At 46.0% G+C, this 22,429-nt stretch carries 17 protein-coding genes and 1 pseudogene; 12 read left to right on the top strand and 6 right to left on the bottom strand.

Going from position 1 to position 22,429, the window contains the following annotated elements:
* The coding region (locus tag NV381_RS16890) for a transposase (RefSeq protein WP_258212789.1) at positions 1 to 115 on the bottom strand (115 nt) is incomplete at its 3' end.
* Between the two features lie 1,054 nt (positions 116 to 1,169).
* On the opposite strand from NV381_RS16890, the gene NV381_RS16885 reads away from it, so the two are divergent.
* The 6 genes and pseudogenes from NV381_RS16885 (at position 1,170) to NV381_RS16860 (ending at position 8,215) form a co-directional block, all read left to right on the top strand.
* Positions 1,170 to 2,705 carry an ABC transporter substrate-binding protein gene (locus NV381_RS16885; RefSeq protein ID WP_258214459.1) on the top strand — a complete coding sequence of 512 codons (1,536 nt, stop codon included), beginning with the start codon at positions 1,170 to 1,172 and terminating at the stop codon, positions 2,703 to 2,705.
* A gap of 31 nt (positions 2,706 to 2,736) precedes the next feature.
* The gene (locus NV381_RS16880; RefSeq protein WP_258214458.1) at positions 2,737 to 3,726 is read left to right on the top strand and encodes an ABC transporter ATP-binding protein; all 990 of its coding nucleotides are present in this window, start codon (positions 2,737 to 2,739) and stop codon (positions 3,724 to 3,726) included.
* Between the two features lie 2 nt (positions 3,727 to 3,728).
* On the top strand, positions 3,729 to 4,691 hold the full coding sequence (locus NV381_RS16875) for an ABC transporter ATP-binding protein (RefSeq protein ID WP_258214457.1): 963 nt from the start codon (positions 3,729 to 3,731) through the stop codon (positions 4,689 to 4,691).
* A gap of 13 nt (positions 4,692 to 4,704) precedes the next feature.
* Positions 4,705 to 5,657: pseudogene (locus NV381_RS16870) on the top strand (ABC transporter permease).
* Complete coding sequence (locus NV381_RS16865) at positions 5,658 to 6,569, top strand: ABC transporter permease (protein ID WP_258214456.1); 912 nt, start codon at positions 5,658 to 5,660, stop codon at positions 6,567 to 6,569.
* Between the two features lie 38 nt (positions 6,570 to 6,607).
* Positions 6,608 to 8,215 (top strand): gamma-glutamyltransferase family protein, encoded by a 1,608-nt coding sequence (locus NV381_RS16860; protein ID WP_258214455.1) that lies wholly within the window; start codon positions 6,608 to 6,610, stop codon positions 8,213 to 8,215.
* Between the two features lie 188 nt (positions 8,216 to 8,403).
* Here the strand turns inward: NV381_RS16860 and NV381_RS16855 are convergent, their stop codons facing one another.
* On the bottom strand, positions 8,404 to 9,441 hold the full coding sequence (locus NV381_RS16855) for a M23 family metallopeptidase (RefSeq protein WP_258214454.1): 1,038 nt from the start codon (positions 9,439 to 9,441) through the stop codon (positions 8,404 to 8,406).
* 279 nt (positions 9,442 to 9,720) lie between these two features.
* Here NV381_RS16855 and NV381_RS16850 point away from each other — a divergent pair, with 279 nt between their 5' ends.
* On the top strand, positions 9,721 to 10,197 hold the full coding sequence (locus NV381_RS16850; protein WP_258214453.1) for a LarC family nickel insertion protein: 477 nt from the start codon (positions 9,721 to 9,723) through the stop codon (positions 10,195 to 10,197).
* A gap of 1,019 nt (positions 10,198 to 11,216) precedes the next feature.
* Here the strand turns inward: NV381_RS16850 and larC are convergent.
* Positions 11,217 to 12,386 (bottom strand): nickel pincer cofactor biosynthesis protein LarC, encoded by a 1,170-nt coding sequence (larC, locus tag NV381_RS16845; RefSeq protein ID WP_258214452.1) that lies wholly within the window; start codon positions 12,384 to 12,386, stop codon positions 11,217 to 11,219.
* Between the two features lie 3 nt (positions 12,387 to 12,389).
* A complete protein-coding gene (gene larB / locus NV381_RS16840) occupies positions 12,390 to 13,181 on the bottom strand; it encodes a nickel pincer cofactor biosynthesis protein LarB (protein ID WP_258214451.1) in 792 nt (263 codons plus the stop codon).
* 129 nt (positions 13,182 to 13,310) lie between these two features.
* On the opposite strand from larB, the gene lipA reads away from it, so the two are divergent.
* The 5 genes from lipA (at position 13,311) to NV381_RS16815 (ending at position 18,260) form a co-directional block, all read left to right on the top strand.
* On the top strand, positions 13,311 to 14,216 hold the full coding sequence (gene lipA / locus NV381_RS16835; protein ID WP_258214450.1) for a lipoyl synthase: 906 nt from the start codon (positions 13,311 to 13,313) through the stop codon (positions 14,214 to 14,216).
* Positions 14,217 to 14,427: 211 nt separating this feature from the next.
* The gene (locus NV381_RS16830; RefSeq protein ID WP_258214449.1) at positions 14,428 to 14,964 is read left to right on the top strand and encodes a YutD family protein; all 537 of its coding nucleotides are present in this window, start codon (positions 14,428 to 14,430) and stop codon (positions 14,962 to 14,964) included.
* A gap of 199 nt (positions 14,965 to 15,163) precedes the next feature.
* Positions 15,164 to 16,168: an ABC transporter substrate-binding protein gene (locus tag NV381_RS16825; protein ID WP_258214448.1), complete on the top strand. Its 1,005-nt coding sequence runs from the start codon at positions 15,164 to 15,166 to the stop codon at positions 16,166 to 16,168.
* Positions 16,165 to 17,241, top strand: a complete 1,077-nt coding sequence (locus NV381_RS16820) for a FecCD family ABC transporter permease (RefSeq protein WP_258214447.1) — start codon at positions 16,165 to 16,167, stop codon at positions 17,239 to 17,241. Before NV381_RS16825 ends, NV381_RS16820 begins: the two co-directional genes overlap by 4 nt.
* The gene (locus tag NV381_RS16815) at positions 17,241 to 18,260 is read left to right on the top strand and encodes a FecCD family ABC transporter permease (protein WP_419182276.1); all 1,020 of its coding nucleotides are present in this window, start codon (positions 17,241 to 17,243) and stop codon (positions 18,258 to 18,260) included. Before NV381_RS16820 ends, NV381_RS16815 begins: the two co-directional genes overlap by 1 nt.
* A gap of 510 nt (positions 18,261 to 18,770) precedes the next feature.
* On the opposite strand, the gene NV381_RS16810 is transcribed toward NV381_RS16815, so the two are convergent.
* A complete protein-coding gene (locus NV381_RS16810; protein WP_258214445.1) occupies positions 18,771 to 19,598 on the bottom strand; it encodes an NAD kinase in 828 nt (275 codons plus the stop codon).
* Positions 19,599 to 19,760: 162 nt separating this feature from the next.
* The gene (gene glgP, locus NV381_RS16805) at positions 19,761 to 22,316 is read right to left on the bottom strand and encodes an alpha-glucan family phosphorylase (protein WP_258214444.1); all 2,556 of its coding nucleotides are present in this window, start codon (positions 22,314 to 22,316) and stop codon (positions 19,761 to 19,763) included.
* Positions 22,317 to 22,429: the final 113 nt, after the last annotated feature.

Here is a 22,429-nt window from a genome sequence, read left to right as displayed (position 1 = left end):
GTAACGTTCCTGCTGGGATGTTTAACTCTTCTGCAATCTGCGGAACGCTCTTTGTCTGTTCTTGAATGTACTTTACTGTCTTTTCTTTAAACTCATCACTGAACCTCTGTCTCATCTCACCCACACCCGACACCTCTTCCTCTTTGTAATTTAATTATCTGCATTCTCTTATGAGGTGTCCACTTTTTATTCTAGATCTAAAATTCCAGCTATAGGGCAAGGAACGCTATTTTTCGGAGTAATTAACAGGACATTTTCCTGATATTTGCGTGGGGTTCGCTAGGCTGCCATGCAATGACGTAACCCAACCCTGACCCACTTTCCCCGAGGTTAGCACGTGTTGGAAAATGACCGCATCCATGTATTCCGCTGAGAATAGCCAAGAGAAGGCTGTATCAAAGGGTAAACCCTATAAAATGTGCAAAAAAAACTCCAATCCACTCCAACTATCAAAGTGGATTGGAGTTTTTTTGCAACCATATATCCAAGATAAAATGATGGATGGCTTGTACAAAATAACTGCCCCTTACCTAAGCAGTTCATTGCGGCCATTTGAAGCTCGTGTCCCCACCGCTGCAAGCAAAACCATACCAAGGAACACCAATTCAACAAAGTCCGTAATCTCACATCCATCCCTACATATGCACACACGTATGTGTTTACACAATAAGGACTGTCAAGGTAATTTTCTTGTTAGAAAGATATGAGTAAATATATTACAATAAACTAACATATATTGTATTTTAAATGTTATGTATATTATGTAGCTCGAAAAAACAGTGTAAATTATATGTAATAATATATTACATAAATTAAAGAGTTTGTGAAGCGTGTTGAACTCCTTCTTCAACGGTTTGTGTGCTTTTTCTATTTCGTTTCGCAATCGAATAAGAGTTCGTGAATTGCCTGAAAAACCTGTATTTACAGGCTAAGTTGAAAATAATTCGAACGGATTTCCTCGACTACTTACAGTACGGGTGAATAAATTTTCCTGTGTGGATAAATGACCGATTAGCATAACATTAACATATATCTAACATTATTATGTTAAATAATCATACATAAACTTCTTGACTGTGTCTTGTTTTCTGAATAATATATAAATTAATCATTCGAAAGACATTTTTTAAATTGCTTTCGGAAAAAGACTCCAAGGAGGAAAGAGGATAATGAAAAGAAATTACTTTTGGGCAATCATCTTCGTATTGGCAACATCCCTGTTAATCACAGGTTGCGGTAAGGATAAACCTACAACCAACAACTCTGCAGCTGTGCCAAAAACGGGAGGGAATTTAAATATCTCTCTAAACGCAGATCCTCCGAAGTTAGATCCAACTTTTTCGACTGCATTGATTGAGCGTCAAGTATTCTCTAGCTTATTCGATAAACTGCTGGATTTGAATCCTGACGGTACGTTTCTTCCCCAGCTCGCTGTAAGCTGGACAATATCGGAAGATCAAAAAACGTATACCTTCAAGCTGCGGGAAGGGGTCAAGTTCCATGACGGAACTGATTTCAATGCTGATGCGGTTAAATTTACCTTCGATCGTAATCTGGACAAGTCGTCTCCACGACTAAGTGAGCTGAATGAGGTTGACAAGTTTTCTGTTGTTGATCCCTATACGATAAAGATTGAGCTTAAGAAACCATTTTCCCCCTTTCTATCTGTTTTAACAGACCGTGCAGGAATGATTCTTTCCCCGGCAGCTGTTAAACAGTATGGAGAAGATTTCCTCAATCATCCTGTTGGAACCGGTCCATTTGTATTCAAGGAACGTGTGAAAGGTGACCATATTGTACTCGTAAAAAATGAAAATTACTGGCAGAAAGGTTTACCAAAGGTAGATTCGCTCACCTACAAAGTTATAACGGATACTAATATTGCCTTTATGAATTTGAAAAGCGGACAAATTGACATTACAAACAAATTTCCTGAAAAAGAAGTGACTGGGGTAAAAAATGATCCGAAGATTAGTGTCATAAATGAATTAACCTATGCCTATCAAGGAATTTATCTGAATGTGTCAAAGCCGCCGTTTGATAAAAAAGAGCTCCGCCAGGCTGTTGATCTGTTGATCGACCGGGATGCGATCGTCAAAGTGCTGCTTAACGATATAGGAGCTCCTGCCCATTCACCGTTTGCTCCAGGTCAATTCGCTTATGGAGACAGTGATAAATATCAGAAACCTGATCTTCAAAAAGCGAAGGACCTGCTAACTAAGGCGGGAATGCCTGACGGATTCTCCTTTACCTTGACGATCTCAACCTCACCAGCCAATCAGCAGCTTGGACAAATGATCCAGGGAATGCTGAAACCGGCCGGAATTGATGTAAAGCTGGAAAAAATAGAATTTGGACAGCTGCTGGAAAAGTTGGACAAGCATAATTTTGAAGCGGTACAAAACGGGTGGAGCGGACGTCCTGATCCGGATCAAAATATTTATCGTTTTGTCAGTACGGGACAAGTTAATAATTACTCCGTCTACAGCAACAAGAAAGTTGATGAGTTATTGAATGCGGCTAGAACTGAATCGGCTATCGCCAAACGCAAGGCTCTTTATGATGATACAATGCGGATTTTAAATGACGAAATACCGGAGATATTTCTTTATCATGAGGCAAACCTGATGGGATTCTCAAAAGAAGTTAAAGGCTTTACCTACGTGCCAGACGGCTTGATTCGTACAGCCACTCTGTCCAAGTAAATCGGTTGAATGATGGATAGGGGGGAGCTTCATGACCAATCTTTTGGAGATTAAAGGACTCAGAACCGAATTTCTTAGTGGGAGACAAGTGATTCCTGCGGTTGACGGCGTCGACATTACAATTAAAAAAGGGGAAGTGCTTGGCATTGTAGGAGAGTCCGGCTGTGGCAAAAGTGTAACTTCGTTGACTCTTATGCGTCTGCTCCCGAGAAAAGGTGCTCGCATTGCCGAAGGCAAGATTCTATATAAAGGAAACGATCTGCTGCAGCTGTCAAAAAATGAGATGCGTCAGGTTCGGGGGAATGAAATCGCGATGATTTTTCAGGAGCCGATGACTTCGCTTAACCCTGTCTATACCATTGGGAAACAGTTGTGTGAGATCGTTATGCTGCACCGTAATTATACGAAAAAGCGAGCGACTGAACATGCGATTGAGATGTTGAGAAAAGTTAGCATTCCGCGACCCGAAAAGATTATCGACGAGTACCCCCACCAGCTATCTGGTGGGATGAGGCAGAGAGTTATGATCGCTATGGCGATGTCATGTGAGCCGGACCTGTTGATCGCAGATGAACCGACGACGGCGCTGGACGTTACAATCCAGGCTCAAATTTTGAATCTGATGAAGGAGTTATGCAACCAACAAGGAACCTCTATCATGCTGATTACCCACGATTTGGGTGTCGTTGCCGAGATGTGCCAACGTGTGGTTGTAATGTATGCAGGCCAGGTTGTCGAGCAGGCGGATGTCTACACTTTATTTGAAAATCCGCTTCATCCTTATACTCAAGGTTTATTGAAATCCGTCCCAAAAGTTGATGTGGACCAGGATCGTTTGGACTCAATTCCAGGCACTGTTCCTCTCCCTGGAACGATTAAACAAGGCTGTCGCTTTGCTTCCCGTTGTTCGTTTCGGGAAGCAAGGTGTCTGACGGATGCACCCCCGCTATTTGAACTACACGAAGGACAACAATGCCGCTGCTGGTTGTATGAAGGTTCGGTGGTGAAGGAGGCTACTTAACGTTGAATTCCATACTCGAAGTAAAGGGACTAAAGAAATACTTTCCTATCCGGGGAGGTATCCTTGGGAAAGCACAGGGCTATGTGAAGGCTGTCGATGATTTATCCTTCTTTTTACAAAAAGGCGAAACTCTTGGCATCGTGGGAGAATCGGGCTGCGGCAAATCTACGGCTGGCCGTACGATTCTTGGTTTAATGGAACCGACTGAAGGGGAAGTGTTATTTCAAGGTCAAAATATTTTCACTCTCAAAGGGGATGCGCTCAGGAAAATTCGTCGGGAAATGCAAATCATATTTCAGGACCCATATGCGTCTTTGAATCCTCGCATGACAATCGGCTCCATTTTGGAAGAGCCGTTGAAAATTCACAAATTAGCCTCTGCAGTGCAGCGAGTGCAGCAGGTAAAGGAATTACTCGAGATTGTAGGTCTTACTGACCAGCACTACGATCGATATCCTCATGAATTCTCTGGCGGGCAGCGTCAACGAATTGGAATTGCTCGGGCCTTGATTACTAAGCCCAAGCTAATTATTGCAGATGAGCCTGTATCCGCATTAGATGTATCGGTACAATCCCAAATTCTTAACCTGATGAAAGATTTGCAAGCACAGTTTCAACTCACGTTTATGTTTATTTCCCATGACTTGTCCGTAGTGCGTCACATTAGTGATCGGGTAGGTGTAATGTACTTGGGACGAATGGTGGAACTGGCACCAAAAAAAATGTTTTATGAAAATCCGATGCATCCATACAGCCAAGCTTTGTTGTCTGCGGTGCCTCACCCTAATCCGCGAGAAAAGCGGGAACGGATTATTTTATCCGACGACGTGCCAAGCCCGGCAAATCCGCCGACCGGCTGTGCTTTCCATACGCGTTGTCACGCTTGTATGGAGATATGTAAGACAGAAAGGCCCATACTTAAACAAACTTCAGACGAACATTGGATAGCTTGTCACATTTATTAAGGGGAGGGACATTATGACAATTATAGTTAGACGGCTGCTGTTATCCATTCCGGTTGTCATATTGGTTACCGTCATGGTCTTCTCATTGCTTCATTTAATACCTGGAGATCCAGCAACGGTTATTCTCGGCGATGAAGCGACCCCGGAAGCAAAGGCCGCTTTGCGGGAACAACTGGGCTTAAATAAACCGATTATAGTTCAGTATCTCAATTGGTTGGGAGGAGTGCTTCAAGGAGACCTCGGACGCTCCCTCGTTGACCGTACTCCGGTATCGGAGTTGATCCTACAGCGGTTGCCTGCGACGTTTGAATTAACGATTGGCACTTTTCTTGTTGCTGTTCTGATTGCTATTCCCGCAGGGATTATGTCTGCCTCGCGTCCTGGGAGCTGGATGGATTATATAAGCACCACACTGGCATTGGGAGGAATGTCTGTCCCTCACTTCTGGCTTGGCATGATGTTTATCGTTTTCTTTGCGGTACATTTGGGCTGGTTGCCGGCGTCCGGCTACGTCCCTTTCTTCGAGAACCCGGTTTCAAACCTGATGGCGATGATCATGCCTATGGTCGCGACGGGCTTACGCGAATCGGCCATTCTAACGAGAATGATGCGAAGCAGTTTGCTGGAAGTGATGAATGCGGATTACATTCGTACAGCTCATTCCAAAGGGCTGAGTGAATTGTCTGTCATTTTTCTCCATGCAATGAAGAATGCGCTAGTGCCCGTTGTTACCATGAGTGGTTTGATGGTCGCAGGACATTAGGAGGGCTTGTTATTACCGAATCCATTTTTTCAATTCCTGGTTTCGGAAGATTAATTGTCGAGTCGATTTTCAAACGAGATTTTGTTACCGTTCAAGGAGCGATACTTGTATCGGCTCTGATGGTCGTCTTAGTCTATCTATTGGTTGATATTTTATATGTTGTCATTGATCCTCGCATAAAAACTGCAAAGGGGGGAGAATAGATGAGCCAAGCTATCCAACCAACCCCGAAGATCGAATTATCACAAGCATTTCCCAAAAGTAAATCGGAAAGTCGATGGCGAATATTTTTCCGCCAATTTGCTCGTAACAAACTTGCTTTAGTTGGCGCTTTTATTATTGGAATGCTGCTGTTGACAGCTATATTTGCTCCGATCATTGCTACACACGATCCCATATATGGTCAAGATTACTCTTCCGTTCTAGCCAAGCCTGGCAATGGTCATATCCTTGGAACAGACGACCTGGGGCGGGATTCATTTTCACGACTTGTTTACGGAGCGCGATTGTCCATTCAGGCGGCGCTAATTTCTGTCTTCATTGCTACGGTGATCGGTGTTCCGGTTGGACTGATGACGGGATACTTTCGCGGTTTTTGGGATGAATGGATAGTCATGCGGATTGTCGATGCGATTGAAGCTTTTCCCTCCCTTATCCTCGCTCTGGCTATGTCGGCAGCGCTTGGCGGTGGTTTTTACAACGCGATGATTGCGATCGGATTCGGTTTCCTGCCTGCCTTTGTTCGCATCACTCGCGCCCAGGTTATGTCTATAGCCGATCTGGAATACGTCCAGGCAGCTAAAGCAACGGGAGCCAGTCATTGGCGCATCATGTTTTTACATGTTCTTCCAAATTCACTTCCTCCTATTCTCGTACAGATTTCATTGGCCATGGCATCGGCTATCATTGCAGAAGCAGGTCTTTCATACTTGGGCTTAGGGGCGAAGCCGGAAGATCCTAGCTGGGGCTCGATGTTGAATATTGCCCAAGGGTATTTGAATACTGAACCCATGCTTGCATACTGGCCGGGAATCGCCATTTTCCTTGTCGTACTTGGCTTTAATCTGCTTGGGGACGGAATACGTGAAGTGCTTGATCCGAAGTTGAAAAGGTAAGTATATAACTAAAATATAGTATATGGGAGAATACAGATATGTCCTTCGATCCATTATATCATCCGTATTCATCACAGCGGATGTCCGCGTACTCCAACAATGGGATGGTGTGCACCTCACAACCTCTTGCCGCTCAAGCCGGACTGGCAATTCTTCGCAAGGGAGGCAATGCTATTGATGCCGCCATTGCAACTGCAGCCGCGTTGACCGTTGTTGAGCCGACCTCTAACGGAATCGGCGGAGATGCCTTTGCGCTTGTTTGGACACAAGGCAAGCTGCATGGGCTAAACTCAAGCGGTCCGGCACCACAAAGCATATCAATCGATGGATTAAAAAAAGCAGGGATAGAGGAAATTCCTAAATATGGTTTTATTCCGGTTACGGTTCCCGGCACGCCGGCAGCGTGGGCGGAACTGTCTGAAAAGTTTGGAAAGCTCTCATTAACGGAAGTACTTCAGCCGGCTATTGAATATGCGGAAAACGGCTTTCCATTAACACCAATCCTCGGATTCAGTTGGGATCGAGCGTTTCGCAATTTCTCCAATAATCTGAAAGGTGAGCCATATAAGGCTTGGTTTGATACATTTGCCCCCTTGGGGAGAGCACCCGGAATTGGGGAAGTCTGGCGTTCGCCGGATCATGCGCGATCGTTGCAGGCTATTGCAGAGACGAAAGCAGAAGCCTTTTACCGTGGGGAATTGGCGGAGAAGATTGACCAATTTTCCAGACAATACGGTGGTTACCTGAGGAAAGAGGATTTAGCTGCGTTCAAGCCGGAATGGGTGAATCCAATCAGCATCAATTACCGCGGATACGATGTATGGGAGATTCCACCGAACGGTCACGGCTTGGTGGCTCTAATGGCATTGAATATCCTGAAGGGCTTTGAGTTTACCGAGCGGGATACGGTTGATACTCTCCACAAGCAGATTGAAGCGATGAAGCTTGCCTATTCGGACGGACAGAAGTACATTGCAGATCCCGGCAAGATGTCGGTGAAGGTAGAAGATTTGCTATCCGAATCCTATGCGGCTGAGCGACGTGCTCTAATCGGAAAAACGGCGCTGCTGCCCAAGTCAGGACAACCATCAAGCGGCGGCACGGTCTACCTTTGTACAGCAGACGGTGAAGGAAACATGGTATCATTCATTCAAAGCAATTACATGGGTTTCGGCTCGGGATTGGTCGTACCTGGAACCGGTATTGCCCTCCACAACCGAGGCCATAACTTCTCTTTTGATCCTGCACACGACAACTGTCTCGCACCAGGCAAGAAACCATACCATACGATTATTCCCGGTTTTCTTACAAAGGAGAACAAACCGGTAGGACCGTTCGGCGTGATGGGTGGCTTTATGCAGCCTCAAGGCCATGTACAAGTAGTGATGAATACGGTGGACTTCCACTTGAACCCGCAGGCTGCGCTTGATGCACCAAGATGGCTGTGGAAACATGAAAAAGCGGTTGAAATCGAGCATACGGCTTCTGCCCATATTGTCGAGTCGTTGGCCCGTATGGGGCATGACATCAAATGGGCTACTGGAAATGTAGGATTCGGGCGCGGGCAAATTATATGGAGACAAGACAATGGAGTCCTTGTAGGAGGAACGGAGCACCGTACAGACGGACACGTGGCGATATTTTAAGGGATTACGGAAGGAGGAGTATAGTGAAACTCTGATTCCAGAGGCTAAGATGTTCTACAGCAAAGAACCGTCCTGTGGTTGAACTGTACCCCAATTGTTAGACAATTGGAGCTGCAGTTCGGGCTGGACGGTTCTTCTTCTTGCACTTTTTCTTGTTTAAAGCACATCGCGGCGTTGAGCCAGTGTGGCTATTTTTTGCTTCGCATCCGTTCTTCCCTCTCCCACTTTCGCAAATGAGGATAAGGATCGAAAGACCAATCGGTTAAACCATTGTCGCGGTAAAGTCCATAATGGAGATGTGGCGGAAATTTCCCTGAAGTTCCCGGTTTGCCGTATCCTGAGCTGCCGACCCAACCGATGACTTGACCGGGTTTGACAATGTCTCCTTCTTTGACCTCTTTATTAAACCCCGATAGATGAGCAAAGTAGTGATATACATTATTTAAATCGCGAATGCCAATTCTCCAACCCCCGTAAGGATTCCAGCCCATAACCTCAATGATGCCATAGGTAGCACTTCGAACCGGTACCCCATGTCGAGCAAATATATCGGTGCCCTCGTGTATACGGAAGCCCCCCCAGCCGCGGCTTGCACCCCATGTGCTGCGAAAAGTATAATCAGAGCGCAGAGGTGTTACAAATGTATGCTCATGCAAATCCAATGTATCGAATGTTGAGTAAACAGAAGCAAATTGCTCAATTCTTTCAACGCTTCGAGTGTTTTGATAATATTCCCACAGACCGATTCGAAGGTCTTCTTGCGCAGTGCCGTGCTTTAAAAGAAACATCGACATCGAATATAGGACATCAAGACCGTTTTTTCGATCAGCGATACCGTCTCCGGAGCCGTCTCTGCCAATCCCTTCGAATAGTTTAATACTCATTTCATTGGTATCCTCATGGTCAGGATTCATCATGCCGCACCATTTAAGCTCTGTGAAGTGGATACCTATATAGTCATCCGTACCCGAACGTTTCCGGGCTATATTAATTGTTCGTTCGTATTGATCAACTGCGGCGAGATAGTACCAGGGCATACCTGTTAATGCGCTGACTTTATCAAAAATATCCTTACGCTCTGCAAATATGGCTTTCATGGTTTTGCTGGGTGTACCTTCTTTGGGTGTCTTGCCAGCAGGGGCGGCATGCACCGGTAACACGGTTCCGAGTAGGATGCTTCCGCATAACGATAGAGTGAGGATTGAACGCTTCCATTGTGCTGCCATGCTCAGTTAACCTCCATAGTTGGCCATCATAGCTGGGGTGCCCATGCCTTTTTTTTAGAGTTTTCCATATGCTGCTTATTGCAACCTTCTCTATGCAGAAAAGCTGACTTTTGGAACTCTCATACATGATAATAGCATGTGAAATACGATCTATTTTTATCCAAAGGATAGCTCAAAAAAAGGATGCATATCCAGCAGATTATTTTTTTGTTATGATGCGTACATGATAGATTATTGGATGTTAGATTTTTTTGCTTTTTTTCTAAGGAGGGACAATATATGGGATTTCAACATAGGGAAGAGCACGTCGACGATGGGATGCTGCTGCTCCAGGCTAATATTGATGATATGAATCCGGAATTATGCTCTTATGTTAGTGATTGCTTATTTGAAGCGGGGGCCAATGACGTATATTGGATTCCGATTATTATGAAAAAAGGCCGTCCTGGCGTTATGCTAAACGTGCTAGTAGATGAGAGCGGGCTTGAGCGGATAGAAGAAGTCATTTTTCGTGAAACTACCACGATCGGTCTTCGCTATTTGCACGCCTCCTGCCATCGGCTCGCTCGTGAGTTCGAGCAGGTCGAGACCCCTTGGGGCGGAATCAATGTGAAAATCGGCTACCATAAAGGGCGATTGGTGCAGTTTGCACCGGAATTTAAAGAATGTGAGCAAGCAGCTAAGCAATATGGGGTTGCGCTTAAGCAAGTTTACGAAGAGGTCAGAAGGCTGTTCCTGAACGGAAAGAAAAGATAGTAATCAATAAAAGCACGGGGTTCGACCGACAGGCATGCAACGCCGCAACGAGCGCCTGGGATTCACACACGTTGGCTCTGCGGCGCCTTATTAAATGCCATAGAACAAGGGGCTGTCCGCTGGTTGAATTGCTAAAGCTACCAGGGGACGGCCCCTTGTGTATGTTGCTTAAGGTGATGGTGCGAGAACAGCTGTTCAAAGGTTGCTTTCATTAAGAGGAGACTAGGGTTTTCCGGCGGCTTATCGATGGATGTAATACTAAGGTTTGCTCAATGGGCCAAAGAAGGAGAAGTGGGCAGGAAGAAATTCTGAAGGGAATAGATGGAAATTCTCACGTTAATCCAGCGAGGAAATCCTCTGAAATCATTTTAACTGGAAAACTCAGAAAAACTCCGTCTAATTTAGGTGATAATGGTGATGATAGCCAAAATATGTAGAATTAACATGAGAAATTCCAGTTATATGGCTAGAAACGCTAGTTTTTGGAGTAATTAACATGATATTTTCCTGGTAATTGGTGGTGTGGGGTTCACTAATCTGGCCGTGCAATGCCGTAACCGAACCCTGAACCTGAACCTGAATTCGATACCCACACAACCGAGATTAGCACTCAGTTACCTCATCTCTGCAGTTGGAAGGTGACTTCACTCTGCATTTCGCTGAAAATATCTAGGAAAGAGGCTGTCTAAAAAGAGTAAATCCTAATGAGTATATTCTTATGAGCAAATCCTAAAAAGTAAATCCTAAAAAGAAAGTCCTTAAGAGTAAATCCTTAAGAATAAATCCTAAAGAGTAAATTCCATAGAATATGCAAAAGTACCCTCACTCATAAAATGCACCCCCTAAAATTCCATCGGAAAAACCAGAGGTTTAATTCCAATGTTTATTCTAAAGGGAGCACTCCAGCTATCAAGCGGAATTGAGGGTTCTTTTGCAATCCTATAATCAGGGTAAAGTGGTGAGGGGCTGTCCCAAAATAACTTTTGGCACAGCCCCCTAAGTGTATAAGCCTCCAGCGACTATTGCTTAATTCCAGGAGGAATATGGGTGCTGTGGTCATGAACATGATGTTCATGAGTGTGCGGCTTATGTACGTGCTCATTATGCGGATGATCATGTTCATGGTGGTGTTGGTGGTCGTGGTCGTGCTCATGATCATCGTGGTCATGACTGTGATCGTGAGTATGACCATGACTGTGGGCATGATCGTGATCGTGTTTATGTCCATGGTCATGAGAATGGCCGTGATCGTGAGCATGACCATGACTGTGGGCATGATCGTGATCGTGTTTATGTCCATGGTCATGACTATGGCTGTGATCATGGTCATGGCTATGATCAGCCCCGTTGCTATGACTGTGAGAATGGCTATGTCCATGATGATGATGTTCATGCTCGGAATGGTGAGCGTGTGAATGCGTTGTTTCAATATGCTGAACCTGGAACTTATGAGCATATGGATCCGCCTTACCGATTACAACACGCAGTACATTCGGCTGATTAGGCAGGTCACGGGTCCCGGCGCCATAGCCGATGGTTTCTACGATCATAGGCGGATAGCCTTTGGCAAACTCATCAACAACTCCTGCAATGATTCCTGCACCCGTAGGAGTAGTCATTTCTAATGAATAATTGCTTGGCGCAATCGGAAGTCCACGCATCATTTCCAAAGTTGCCGGGGCAGGCACGGGATAAATACCGTGGTCGCAACGAACCGTTCCGGAGCCCAGTACTACAGGGGAAGAGAAGATTTTCTCTACCTCCAACGAGTCTAATGCAAGTGCTACACCAATTACATCGACAATGGAATCAATGGCACCGACCTCGTGAAAATGAACGGTTTCCACAGGGACGTCATGTATTTTTGCTTCGGCAATCGCGATTTTTTCGAAAATAGCAAGACTGAGCTTGATAACACGATCATTAAATCCAGAATCATGGATAATTTTTACAATTTCTGAATAATGTCTATGATGAGCAGGAGGCGTGTTAGGATCCAGCAGAACATCCATTTTTAAGGCAGATATTCCTTTTTTGTTGACCCGTTTCCACTCCAGGGAGAAGGGCTCGATCTTAATTTTACGCAGCTCTTCCTCGATATAATTTCGATCTGCTCCAGCATCTGCAAGCGCGGCCAGCGTCATATCCCCGCTAATGCCGGAAAAACAGTCCAAGTAAGCTATTTTCATCGATTAGTTCCTCTCTACCATGGTTTTATGTATTAATGCAGCGTTATATCCGGCACCAAAACCATTGTCGATATTTACTACGGAGACACCGGGTGCGCAGGAATTAAGCATGGCCAAAAGAGCTGCCACACCGTGGAAGCTTGCCCCGTAACCAACGCTGGTTGGAACAGCTATAACCGGCTTGGACACAAGTCCGCCGAGCACACTGGTTAACGCGCCCTCCATACCTGCAGCCACGACTATTGCTGTCGCACCGCGAATGAGCTCGAGCCTGCGAAATAGCCGATGAATGCCGGCCACGCCTACATCGTAAACCCGCTCCACACGGCAGCCCAAGTATTCTGCTGTTATTGCGGCTTCTTCTGCAACAGGAAGGTCGGAAGTTCCCGCGCAAACAACGGCGATATAAGTATCGCTTTTCGATGTACGCGCTTCCTCTTTTTGATACCAAACCAGAACTCGCGCTGCTTCATTATATGTAATGCCAGCGATCTGCTGTTGGATCAAAACGGCTTTTTCTGCGCTTACCCGTGTTGCCAGAACCTTCTGGGAATGCTCCATGAATTTAAGAAAGATAGAAGTAATTTGCTCTGCGGTTTTACTTTCTCCATAAATAACTTCTGGAAAGCCGGTTCTGCGCTCCCGGTCGATATCCAATTGAGCAAAGCCGAGATCTTCGATGCGAAAGCCTTCTTCGTTATTCTTATTCATTAGCTGGTCTATGTGCTTCTGAGCCTCGGAAATATCCAGGTCCCCAGCGCGAACAAGCTTCAGGATAGCTTCTAAATTAATCATATAAGGCTTATTCCTCCGAAATGGTGTTCTTATTAGATACCATTAAATTTCATAACCTTTTCTAGTTTATCATAAATCAAAAGGAAAGTGGATTGTTATGGCATTGGTTGATATAATAGCTTCAAGAGTATGGACAAAGAAGCAGAAAGCAGGTACAAAAAGATGTCTACTCCAGTAGAGCGTAAGCCCGAGTGGCTAAAAATTAAGCTGACAACAGGTGAAAATTACAAGGAATTAAAAAATATGATGCGCGATAAAACGCTGCATACGGTTTGTGAAGAAGCGAAATGCCCCAATATTCATGAATGCTGGGCAAATCGAACCGCTACTTTTATGATCCTGGGCGATATTTGCACCCGTGCTTGCCGGTTTTGTGCGGTTACCTCCGGACTTCCGACAGAGCTGGATCTACAAGAGCCTGAGCGCGTTGCAGAAGCAGCGGAGCAGATGGGTCTTAAGCATGTAGTTGTAACTTCTGTAGCCCGAGACGATTTGGCGGATGGAGGGGCCTCGATATTTGCGGCGACTGTGTTGGCTATTCGAAAAAGAATGCCGCTCTGCAGTGTCGAAGTGCTGATTCCGGACTTTTTGGGTAAAGAGTCATCACTCAGGACGGTATTGGAAGCAAAGCCGGATATTTTGAACCACAACGTGGAAACGGTTGAACGTATGTCTGATAAGGTACGTTCCAAGGCAAAATACCGTAGATCATTGGAGCTTCTTGCTCGTTCCAAACAAATAGCGCCAGGGATTCCTACGAAATCCAGCATTATGCTCGGGGTAGGAGAGGAATGGGCGGAAATTATACAAACGATGGATGATTTGCGCGAAATCAATTGCGATATCATGACAATCGGCCAATATTTGCAGCCTACAACGAAACATCTGAAGGTCGAAAAGTTCTATACACCGGATCAATTCGCTGAGCTTAAAGCTGAGGGGATGAAGCGCGGCTTCAATCATGTTGAATCGGGTCCACTGGTGCGCAGCTCTTACCACGCGCATGAGCAAGTGAAATCCGCCCAGCAAGCATAAGTTCATAAGTTAATACATTTAGCCATTTAGCAAACCCATAGAGAACGGACGCAATCAAGTCCCTTTCAGGGACTTGACTTGATTCATACTCAGGGAAGGCTCGCTTACAGAGAATTTCGGCCATTTACAAAGTGGCTTTGCTGCTGCAAAGTCCAGACGATGCTTACGACGCCGGTTTTGCTTACGCAAAACCCTTAGGAGGGATAACAGAGTGATCCACATTGCCAATAAAACATACGAAGTGGTAGTTGACCATAAAAACGGCTGGAAGCCAGATGCTTTCAAAGAGCGTTACAGCGAGGTGCTGGAGCGGTATGATTACATCGTAGGGGATTGGGGCTATAATCAGCTTCGATTGCGTGGTTTTTTCAAGGAAATCCATCCAAAAGCAACGAAGGAATCTTCTATCGCTACGTTGCAAGATTACTTGAACGAGTATTGCAATTTTGGCTGCGCGTATTTTATTATTGAACGGATCGCATCTAAGCATCAGTCCGGCGATCAGCAAAATATGGCAACGGAAGACAGCCTGAATGAGCTGGACGAGCAGGAGCAATCCGAGCTTGAACAGCAGTTTCAGCAGGAGCTGAAACAGGAGTACAAGCAAGAGCAGTCTCAATCGCATCAGCCGAGGCCTCAACGCCATCAACAGCGGCATCAGGAGCAGCAGAATAACCGCCAGCAGCGCCCGCATCGCAAGCCGCATCACAACTCGCCGAAGCAGCAATCCGGCAACAACACGAAATAAGATAGCAGCCATTATTAAGAGCATACCCCAAAACTTATACGCTTACATAGGTATAAGTTTTTTTGTTGTGCCCTGATTTTTTTTATTGGAATAAGACTTGACATAATTTGGCTTCCAACCTTATACTCCTAATAATGATAATCATTATCATGAAAGCGCTGTGTTACTGGTAAACAATATAAATAAAAGGGGTATGGCTATGTTTTATAAAAAGAGCACGTTTATTTCTTTATGTATGATCCTGATATTTTCCATCGTAATTAGTGCATGCAGCTCTAGCAATAATGCAGCGGTGGAACCGGCCGCAGCCAAGAAGACCGAAGCAACGCCTGCAGCTACACCAGCCGCGGCTCCTGCAGAGAAGAAAACGATCACGCATGCATTGGGGCAAACAGTGGTCCCGGATAAGGCCGAACGCGTTGTGGCTTTGACCCCTCATTTTGCCGACCATTTATTGGCATTGGGAATTCGTCCGGTAGGCTCTGTTGTGCGTGAAGCAGGGGATTTTGAGCCCTATACAGCGGCCTTGTTGAAGGGGACCGAGTCAGTAGGCCAATCCTCAGCGCCCAATCTTGAAAAAGTGCTTCAGCTGAAGCCCGATCTGATCTTTGGTGAAGAAAAGAACCATTCCAAGCCTTACGAGGCGCTGTCCAAAATGGCTCCAACCCTCGTATACTCCACCAAGGACATGGAAGGCGATTGGACGAAAGTATTTCTAAGCGTTGGAGATGCAGTAGGCAAAGGTTCATTAGCCAAAGAGAAGCTGCAGGAGTTTGACACGAAAACCAAAGGCTTGAAGGAAAAGCTGGCTGCCAAGATGGGGAATGAAACGGTTGTTTTCTTTAAGGTTACAGATAAGGATACCCGCGTAATGGGGAGCAAGAGCCCTCTTGGTAAAATTGCTTATGAGCAATTAGGATTAAAATATCCGGCAGGCTTGCCAGAGGAAGACGGAGAAATTAAGCTGGCCCTTGAGAAGCTGCCAGAGATCAACCCGGACCACATCTTCTTGTTGGATACGAATGTACCTGATTATGAGGCCAAAATGAAAGAAGCAATCGCAACGCCGCTCTGGAAAAATTTGAAGGCTGTAAAAAATCAGCACATGTACATGAAACCGATAAGGGGAACGAAAACAGGGTTCGGTTTAATCATGTACAACGTATTTGTTGACGAGATTAAAAAGGAGCTGCTGGGCCCATGAGTTCGGACTCAAGCCTCAGCATAAACGAAAATTCAAGGCAAGCTGCCATTAACGAAGCTAAGAAAAGAAGGCTGAGCCCTTCTTTTCTTATTTTGCTGTTAAGTGCAGGAATCGCAGCTGGTATCCTGCTGTTTGTGACTACAGGGGCTGCTGATATTAGCCTTCAAACCGTTATTGAAGCCATGCTGCATTACGATGAATCACAGGTTCAGCATTATACGGTGCTCGCGGTTCGTCTCCCCAGGGCATTGACTGCAATAATTGTTGGAGCCTGCTTTGCCATATCCGGCGCAATCATGCAGGGAATGACCCGCAATCCTCTTGCAAGCCCAAGTCTTCTGGGGGTTTCCTCAGGCGCGCGGTTTGGGATTGTGCTTGCATTTGCTTTTTTTCCACATCTCTCTTACCAGCAAATGATTGTCGTTTCCTTCCTGGGAGCGGCTCTCGGAACGATAACGGTTTATGGAGTTGGAGTCCTCGCGTCCTATAAGGCTTCACAGCATTATTCACACGTAAAGCTGGCATTGGCGGGGGCAGCTGTAAGTGCGCTGCTGGCCTCATTATCGGAAGGGATCCAAATTTATTTTGGCATCGCACAAGAGGTTATGTACTGGTATGCAGCTGGAATAGCCGGAGTGAAGTGGATAGATATTTTTTCAATTCTCCCATGGGCAATAGGTGGGTTCCTGCTGGCACTTCTGATTTCCAAAAATATTAATCTTCTTGGCTTGGGAGACGAGGTTGCGGCAGGATTAGGCCAGCGGGTGAAACGTGTAAAGCTACTAGGGGCAATTACGGTGTTCGCACTTACAGGGGCTGCGGTTGCTGTAGCGGGACCTATAGGCTTCATTGGTCTCATAATTCCACATCTTACCCGTTTTCTGATCGGTGTGGATTACCGTTGGGTCATTCCTTGCTCAGGATTATTCGGGGGCTGGCTATTATTGACGGCTGATACTGTCGCTCGGTTGGTTAATCCTCCTCAGGAGACGCCTGTTGGCATAATAACAGCCCTGCTCGGGGTGCCCTTTTTTCTGTATTTGGCACGAAAGGATGGCAAGGCAAACCTATGATGACGGAAAATTGGCTTAAGCGGAAATATAGAATGTCCATTCCGAGTAAATTTGCGCTGCTGGCGATATGTTTCGTTGCTGTTGTGCTCATAAGCCTTAACTCAGGTTTGATCAGGCTTACCCCTATAGAAGTGATTCAAACTCTTTTCGGTTACGAGAGCGGACCATCCTCCATTGTGCTGTTTGACATCAGGCTGCCAAGGATAACTATAGCCATACTCGTTGGAATGGGGTTCGCAGTAACAGGTGCAATTATGCAAGGAGTATCGCAGAACAGCTTGGCTGATCCGGGTATACTTGGCATTAACGCTGGAGCGGGGCTAGCCGTTGTCGTATATATCGCCTTTTTTTATGGGAAGATTCAATTCGCACCTGTCTATATGCTGCCTATAGTAGCCTTTGTTGGGGCGGCAGCAGCGGCGCTGCTAGTTTTTGCTTTAGCCTATAAGAACGGCAAACTGCTGCCGGTTCGTTTGCTGCTGGTTGGTATAGCTGCCGGTGCAGGCATTAGCGCGGGAATGTTGTTTTTGACTTATCGGATGAATGCATATAATTATGACTTTGTGAAAATATGGCTATCCGGCAGCATTTGGGGGACCAATTGGAAGTATGTGTTAGCTGTGTCGATCTGGATTGCTGTCTTGCTTCCAGTGGCTGTATATAAATCCCATCGGATTAATCTGCTGTTTATGGGGGAGGAAATTGCCCAAGGCGTAGGAGTTAGCGTTCAGCGGGAAAGAATAGTTCTAATGGCCATAGCTGTTGGTCTGGCAGGCTCCTGTGTAGCGGTTGCCGGAAGCATCGGCTTTGTCGGGCTCATAGCTCCCCATCTGGCGATTCAATTACTTGGACGCGATTACAAGGTGATGCTGCCGGCATCGGCCATCATTGGTGCTGTGCTTGTCCTTTTATCCGATACGATTGGGAGAGTTATAGCCCAGCCCGTTGAAATTCCGGTTGGTATTGTGACGGCTGGTATCGGAGCGCCGTACTTTCTATATTTGCTTACCCGCAGATAAGAAAAGCTTCTGATCGAAGTCCTTTCGAGGAAGATACATTCGTGTCTTAGCGGTAGCTTTTCTTGCAATATTAGAAAGGTGAACCTCTGGTTCGAACTTATACTTTCGAATATTATAAGAAAAACGCCTTGCGGCATCCTTGGTGTACCCTTTACTTTTGTGCGTTTTGGAAGGATGGACGTGGGATTCCGGCCGCTATATCACATCTGAAATTGAACGTCGGCGCGCCGATAATTAACGAAACCTGCAACTCCTAAAACCGATTGTTTAAGTGAACATATCAAGCGCTTTTCTTTACAGGCGACTAATCCCTCCCTATAATGAATCAGTCGAAGCATTAGCGGACGTAATCGTTCCGCTATGGCCTTTCATTGAAGGCGGCAGATTAAATAACGGAATTTTCAGTTCCTTTCAGGATCTTTAGAGGCACATAGCTACTTCCCCGCTATCCGAATATGCTATAAAGGACTTAAACTTTCTATATTCTTAAAAAGAAAACCCTGACAATGGTCAGGGTCTGTTCTCGTTGATTGGTTCGTAGCCAATGAATGCTTCACGTACCCGATTCCAGAAAGGGAACTGGCGAAAGCGGGCGAACTTCACCTTCTTGCCGGCAGCGACCATGCTCCGAATCGATAGAATATCGTTGCGTTGCACGTAAACATGATCAAGGGATAGCAAAATATTTTGATTGGCTCTCGGGTAAATATCGCAATGATGATGCTTGGGCAATATTATCGGCGATCCTAAAGTACGGAATACACGGTTGTTGATCGAAGCGATCTCCGCAATCTGAATGGCGTCCAGTGAAGGATGAACGATAGCGCCACCCAAGCTTTTGTTATAGGCCGTGCTGCCCATAGGGGTGGAGATACAGATGCCGTCGCCGCGGAACGTTTCCAGAAGCTCGTCATTAATATGAAGCTGTGCCATCAGAGTCGCGTCGACTCCTTTTAACGTAAATTCGTTTAGAGCCAGCTGTGTTTCGATTCCTTGTGCTGTCGTAATTTGTATCTCTACCAATGGATATTTGACTACCCGCAAATCGTTAACGACCGCGCTTTCTCCCATCATATCAGCAAGCAATTCGACTTCATCAGGCTTCCAATCGGCAAAAAAACCGAGTCGTCCCGTATGGATACCAACAAAGGCGATCGTCTCCAGCTGTTCCTTATATTGATGAAAAGCATGCAGCAGTGTTCCGTCACCGCCGATGGAAAGCACGATATCCGGAGCTTCCTCATCATGAATCAAGCCATGCTGCTGAACGAGGCGGTGGAAGGTTTGCATCAATTGTTTAGAAATATCGTCACCGCGATGTACAACGTTATATTTCAAGGTGGATCCTCCTAAGCATTGCTTTTACATTTTCGATATCATTCGTGCAATAACTCCATCATAATCAATATTTCCCAATAATACAACAATAGCAGAGCACTATAACAGTAAAAAAAGCCCCCTATCAGCTTTGACGGCTGTGCAGGGAGCGTTGTTGACGGTTTACAGCGTAGTAACGAGCGGCAGCTCGAAGGCTGTAGCGAAATTGGGGCTGACCGGTCTTACTCGGAGCGAGAAATGCGAGCCATGACGTAGGTGGGAAGGGACAACAGCACTGTATTGTACAACGCGGTTGTCAAGCTCCTTAACGGCATTCATTGTAACGATAACCTGCTGCCACTGATGATTAGGCTGCTCCTCGTAATAGAGAAGCTCGACGACCGTATCTTTATACCAGATCGGTCCGAATTTAATGGTAGAAGTGACTTCCTTTGTCGACTTGCTTATGTCGGGGATTGCATCGGCAGAAGAGACGGACCTGCTGCCCGAGCCATCGTTAATTTCCAGAAATTTTACAAAATGCCAATTCGCTTTAATAAAGTTTTTATAGTCGGCAACCTTGGTAGCCAGATCATACTGGTCAGTGACTAGAGCCATCGTTCGCTTCAAAGTTGGAATATAGGTTTCATTTGTGTAGTCCATAACCATTCGATCCGTGTTATAAACAGGGGCAAGCGTGGTGATGGAACGCTTCATGCGCGATACCCACTGAACGGGCAGCTTGCCCTGATTATAGTAGAGTGGGACAATCTCTTGTTCAAGCAGCCGGTATATAGATTCGGTGTTTTCCCGCGCCAGCTTCTCATTATCGGCTCCATTGCTTCCTTCGATGCTCCAACCGTTCGTTCCGTCGTAGCCTTCCTCCCACCATCCATCAAGCACGCTAAAATTAATGACCCCATTCATCGCAGCCTTCTGGCCGCTTGTGCCGCTTGCTTCATAAGGACGACGGGGGTTATTCAGCCAGACGTCCACACCTTGTACGAGATACCGTGCCATGTTCATATCATAATTTTCCAGCAAAATGATTTTTCCACGGAAGCGATCCATCCGGGAAACCCGGTAAATCTCGCGAATCATCTGCTGACCGGGTATATCTGCTGGGTGAGCCTTTCCAGCGAACAGGAATTGTACAGGACGGTCATCGTTGTTGACAAGCCGATCCAAGCGCTCCAAATCATTAAACACCAGATTTGCTCTTTTATAAGTGGCGAAACGGCGGGCAAAGCCTATCGTTAATGCTTTTGCGGATAAGTAACTTCGCACTTCTTCAACTTTGTCCGCGGGCATGTCATTTCTGCGGCGATGTTCCCGAAGGTTAGAACGAACATAGCGGATTAGCTTCTCCTTCAGCTGGATATGAGCATCCCATAGAGACTCCGCAGGAATAATCTCGAGCTGCTTCCAAATATCTTCATTCGTTTGGTTCGTTGCCCACGTTCCAGGCAGGAAGCGGCTGTACAGCTTCTTAAGCTCGGGGGCAAGCCATGTATTCATATGCACCCCATTCGTAATATGTGCGATGGGAACCTCACTGGCATCAATGTTTCCATGAAAGGAACGGAACATATCTCTTGATACTTGGCCGTGAAGCTTGCTGACGCCATTGCGCAGGGCCGAAGTGTTAAGCGCCAGATGGGTCATATTAAAAAGCTGCTTGCTCGCATCAAGTCCTAGCTGGGTCCATCCCTGCTTATACTCACCCCATTTGGCAAATAACGAACTGCAGTAATATTCCATCATGGGTATGGGAAATGCATCATGGCCGGCCGGAACGGGGGTATGGGTTGTAAATACGGAGCTCGCACGGATTACTTCTACGGCAACATGGAATGGCAAGCCTGCATCCAGCTGTTCCTTTATCCGCTCAAAAGCTTGAAAGGCCGCATGGCCTTCGTTGATATGGTAAACGGCCGTTGTCACACCGAGAGCTCGTAGAGTTTTTACTCCACCCATACCCAGAAGAATCTCCTGTGCGATGCGAATATCCTGATTGCCGCCGTACAGTTGAGCTGTTAAATCGCGATCCCATTGGCTGTTCTCTTCAAGATCGGCATCCATTAGGTAGAGACTGACGCGTCCCACCAGCACCTGCCATATTTTCAGTTGAACCGTGCGGTCTGCCAGTTGAATTTGGACTTTTAATTCTTGGCCCTGATCATCTAAGGCGGGGAGGATCGGAAGCCTGGAGAAATCATAGCTGACGGCTTCAGCTTGCTGCTGGCCTTCCTTGTTGATCTTTTGATTAAAATATCCCTTTTTGTACAAAAGTCCGATACCAATCAGAGGGAGACCCAAATCACTGGCAGACTTACAATGATCACCGGCAAGCACACCGAGTCCGCCTGAATAAATGGGAAGTGACTCATGAAAGCCAAACTCGGCTGAAAAATAAGCAATCTGATGGTGCAGAAATTCAGGATAAGTTCTTTGAAACCATGTAGTCCCGCTGGAGTATTCATCCCACTGCCGGATAACCTTTTCATATTGCTTTACGAAAGCAGAATCCTTGCTTAGAGGCTCCCATACATCTGGATGTGTTTCAGCCAGCATCCGGACAGGATTGTGCAAGAACTGATCCCACAGCTCCTGATTGATTAGGCCGAATAATTCCAAGGCGTCGTCGTTCCAACTGAACCACATGTTGTATGCCAGTTCCGGCAATCGTTCAATCGTCTGCGGCAGCTTCATATTTCGATAAGAAAACATGGTAGTCATGGTTTCGTTCCACCAACCTTTTGGAATAATCTTTTTGTTCGTTGAACAACAAGGTTAAATTCTTAAACTTTGCTTCGCTCAACTTGATACACGCGCTCGTCCCCCTGGGGCGG

This window comes from Paenibacillus radicis (ex Xue et al. 2023) (assembly GCF_024722015.1).
Lineage (GTDB): Bacteria > Bacillota > Bacilli > Paenibacillales > NBRC-103111 > Paenibacillus_S.
This window is presented reverse-complemented; position numbering and strand designations above follow the sequence as displayed.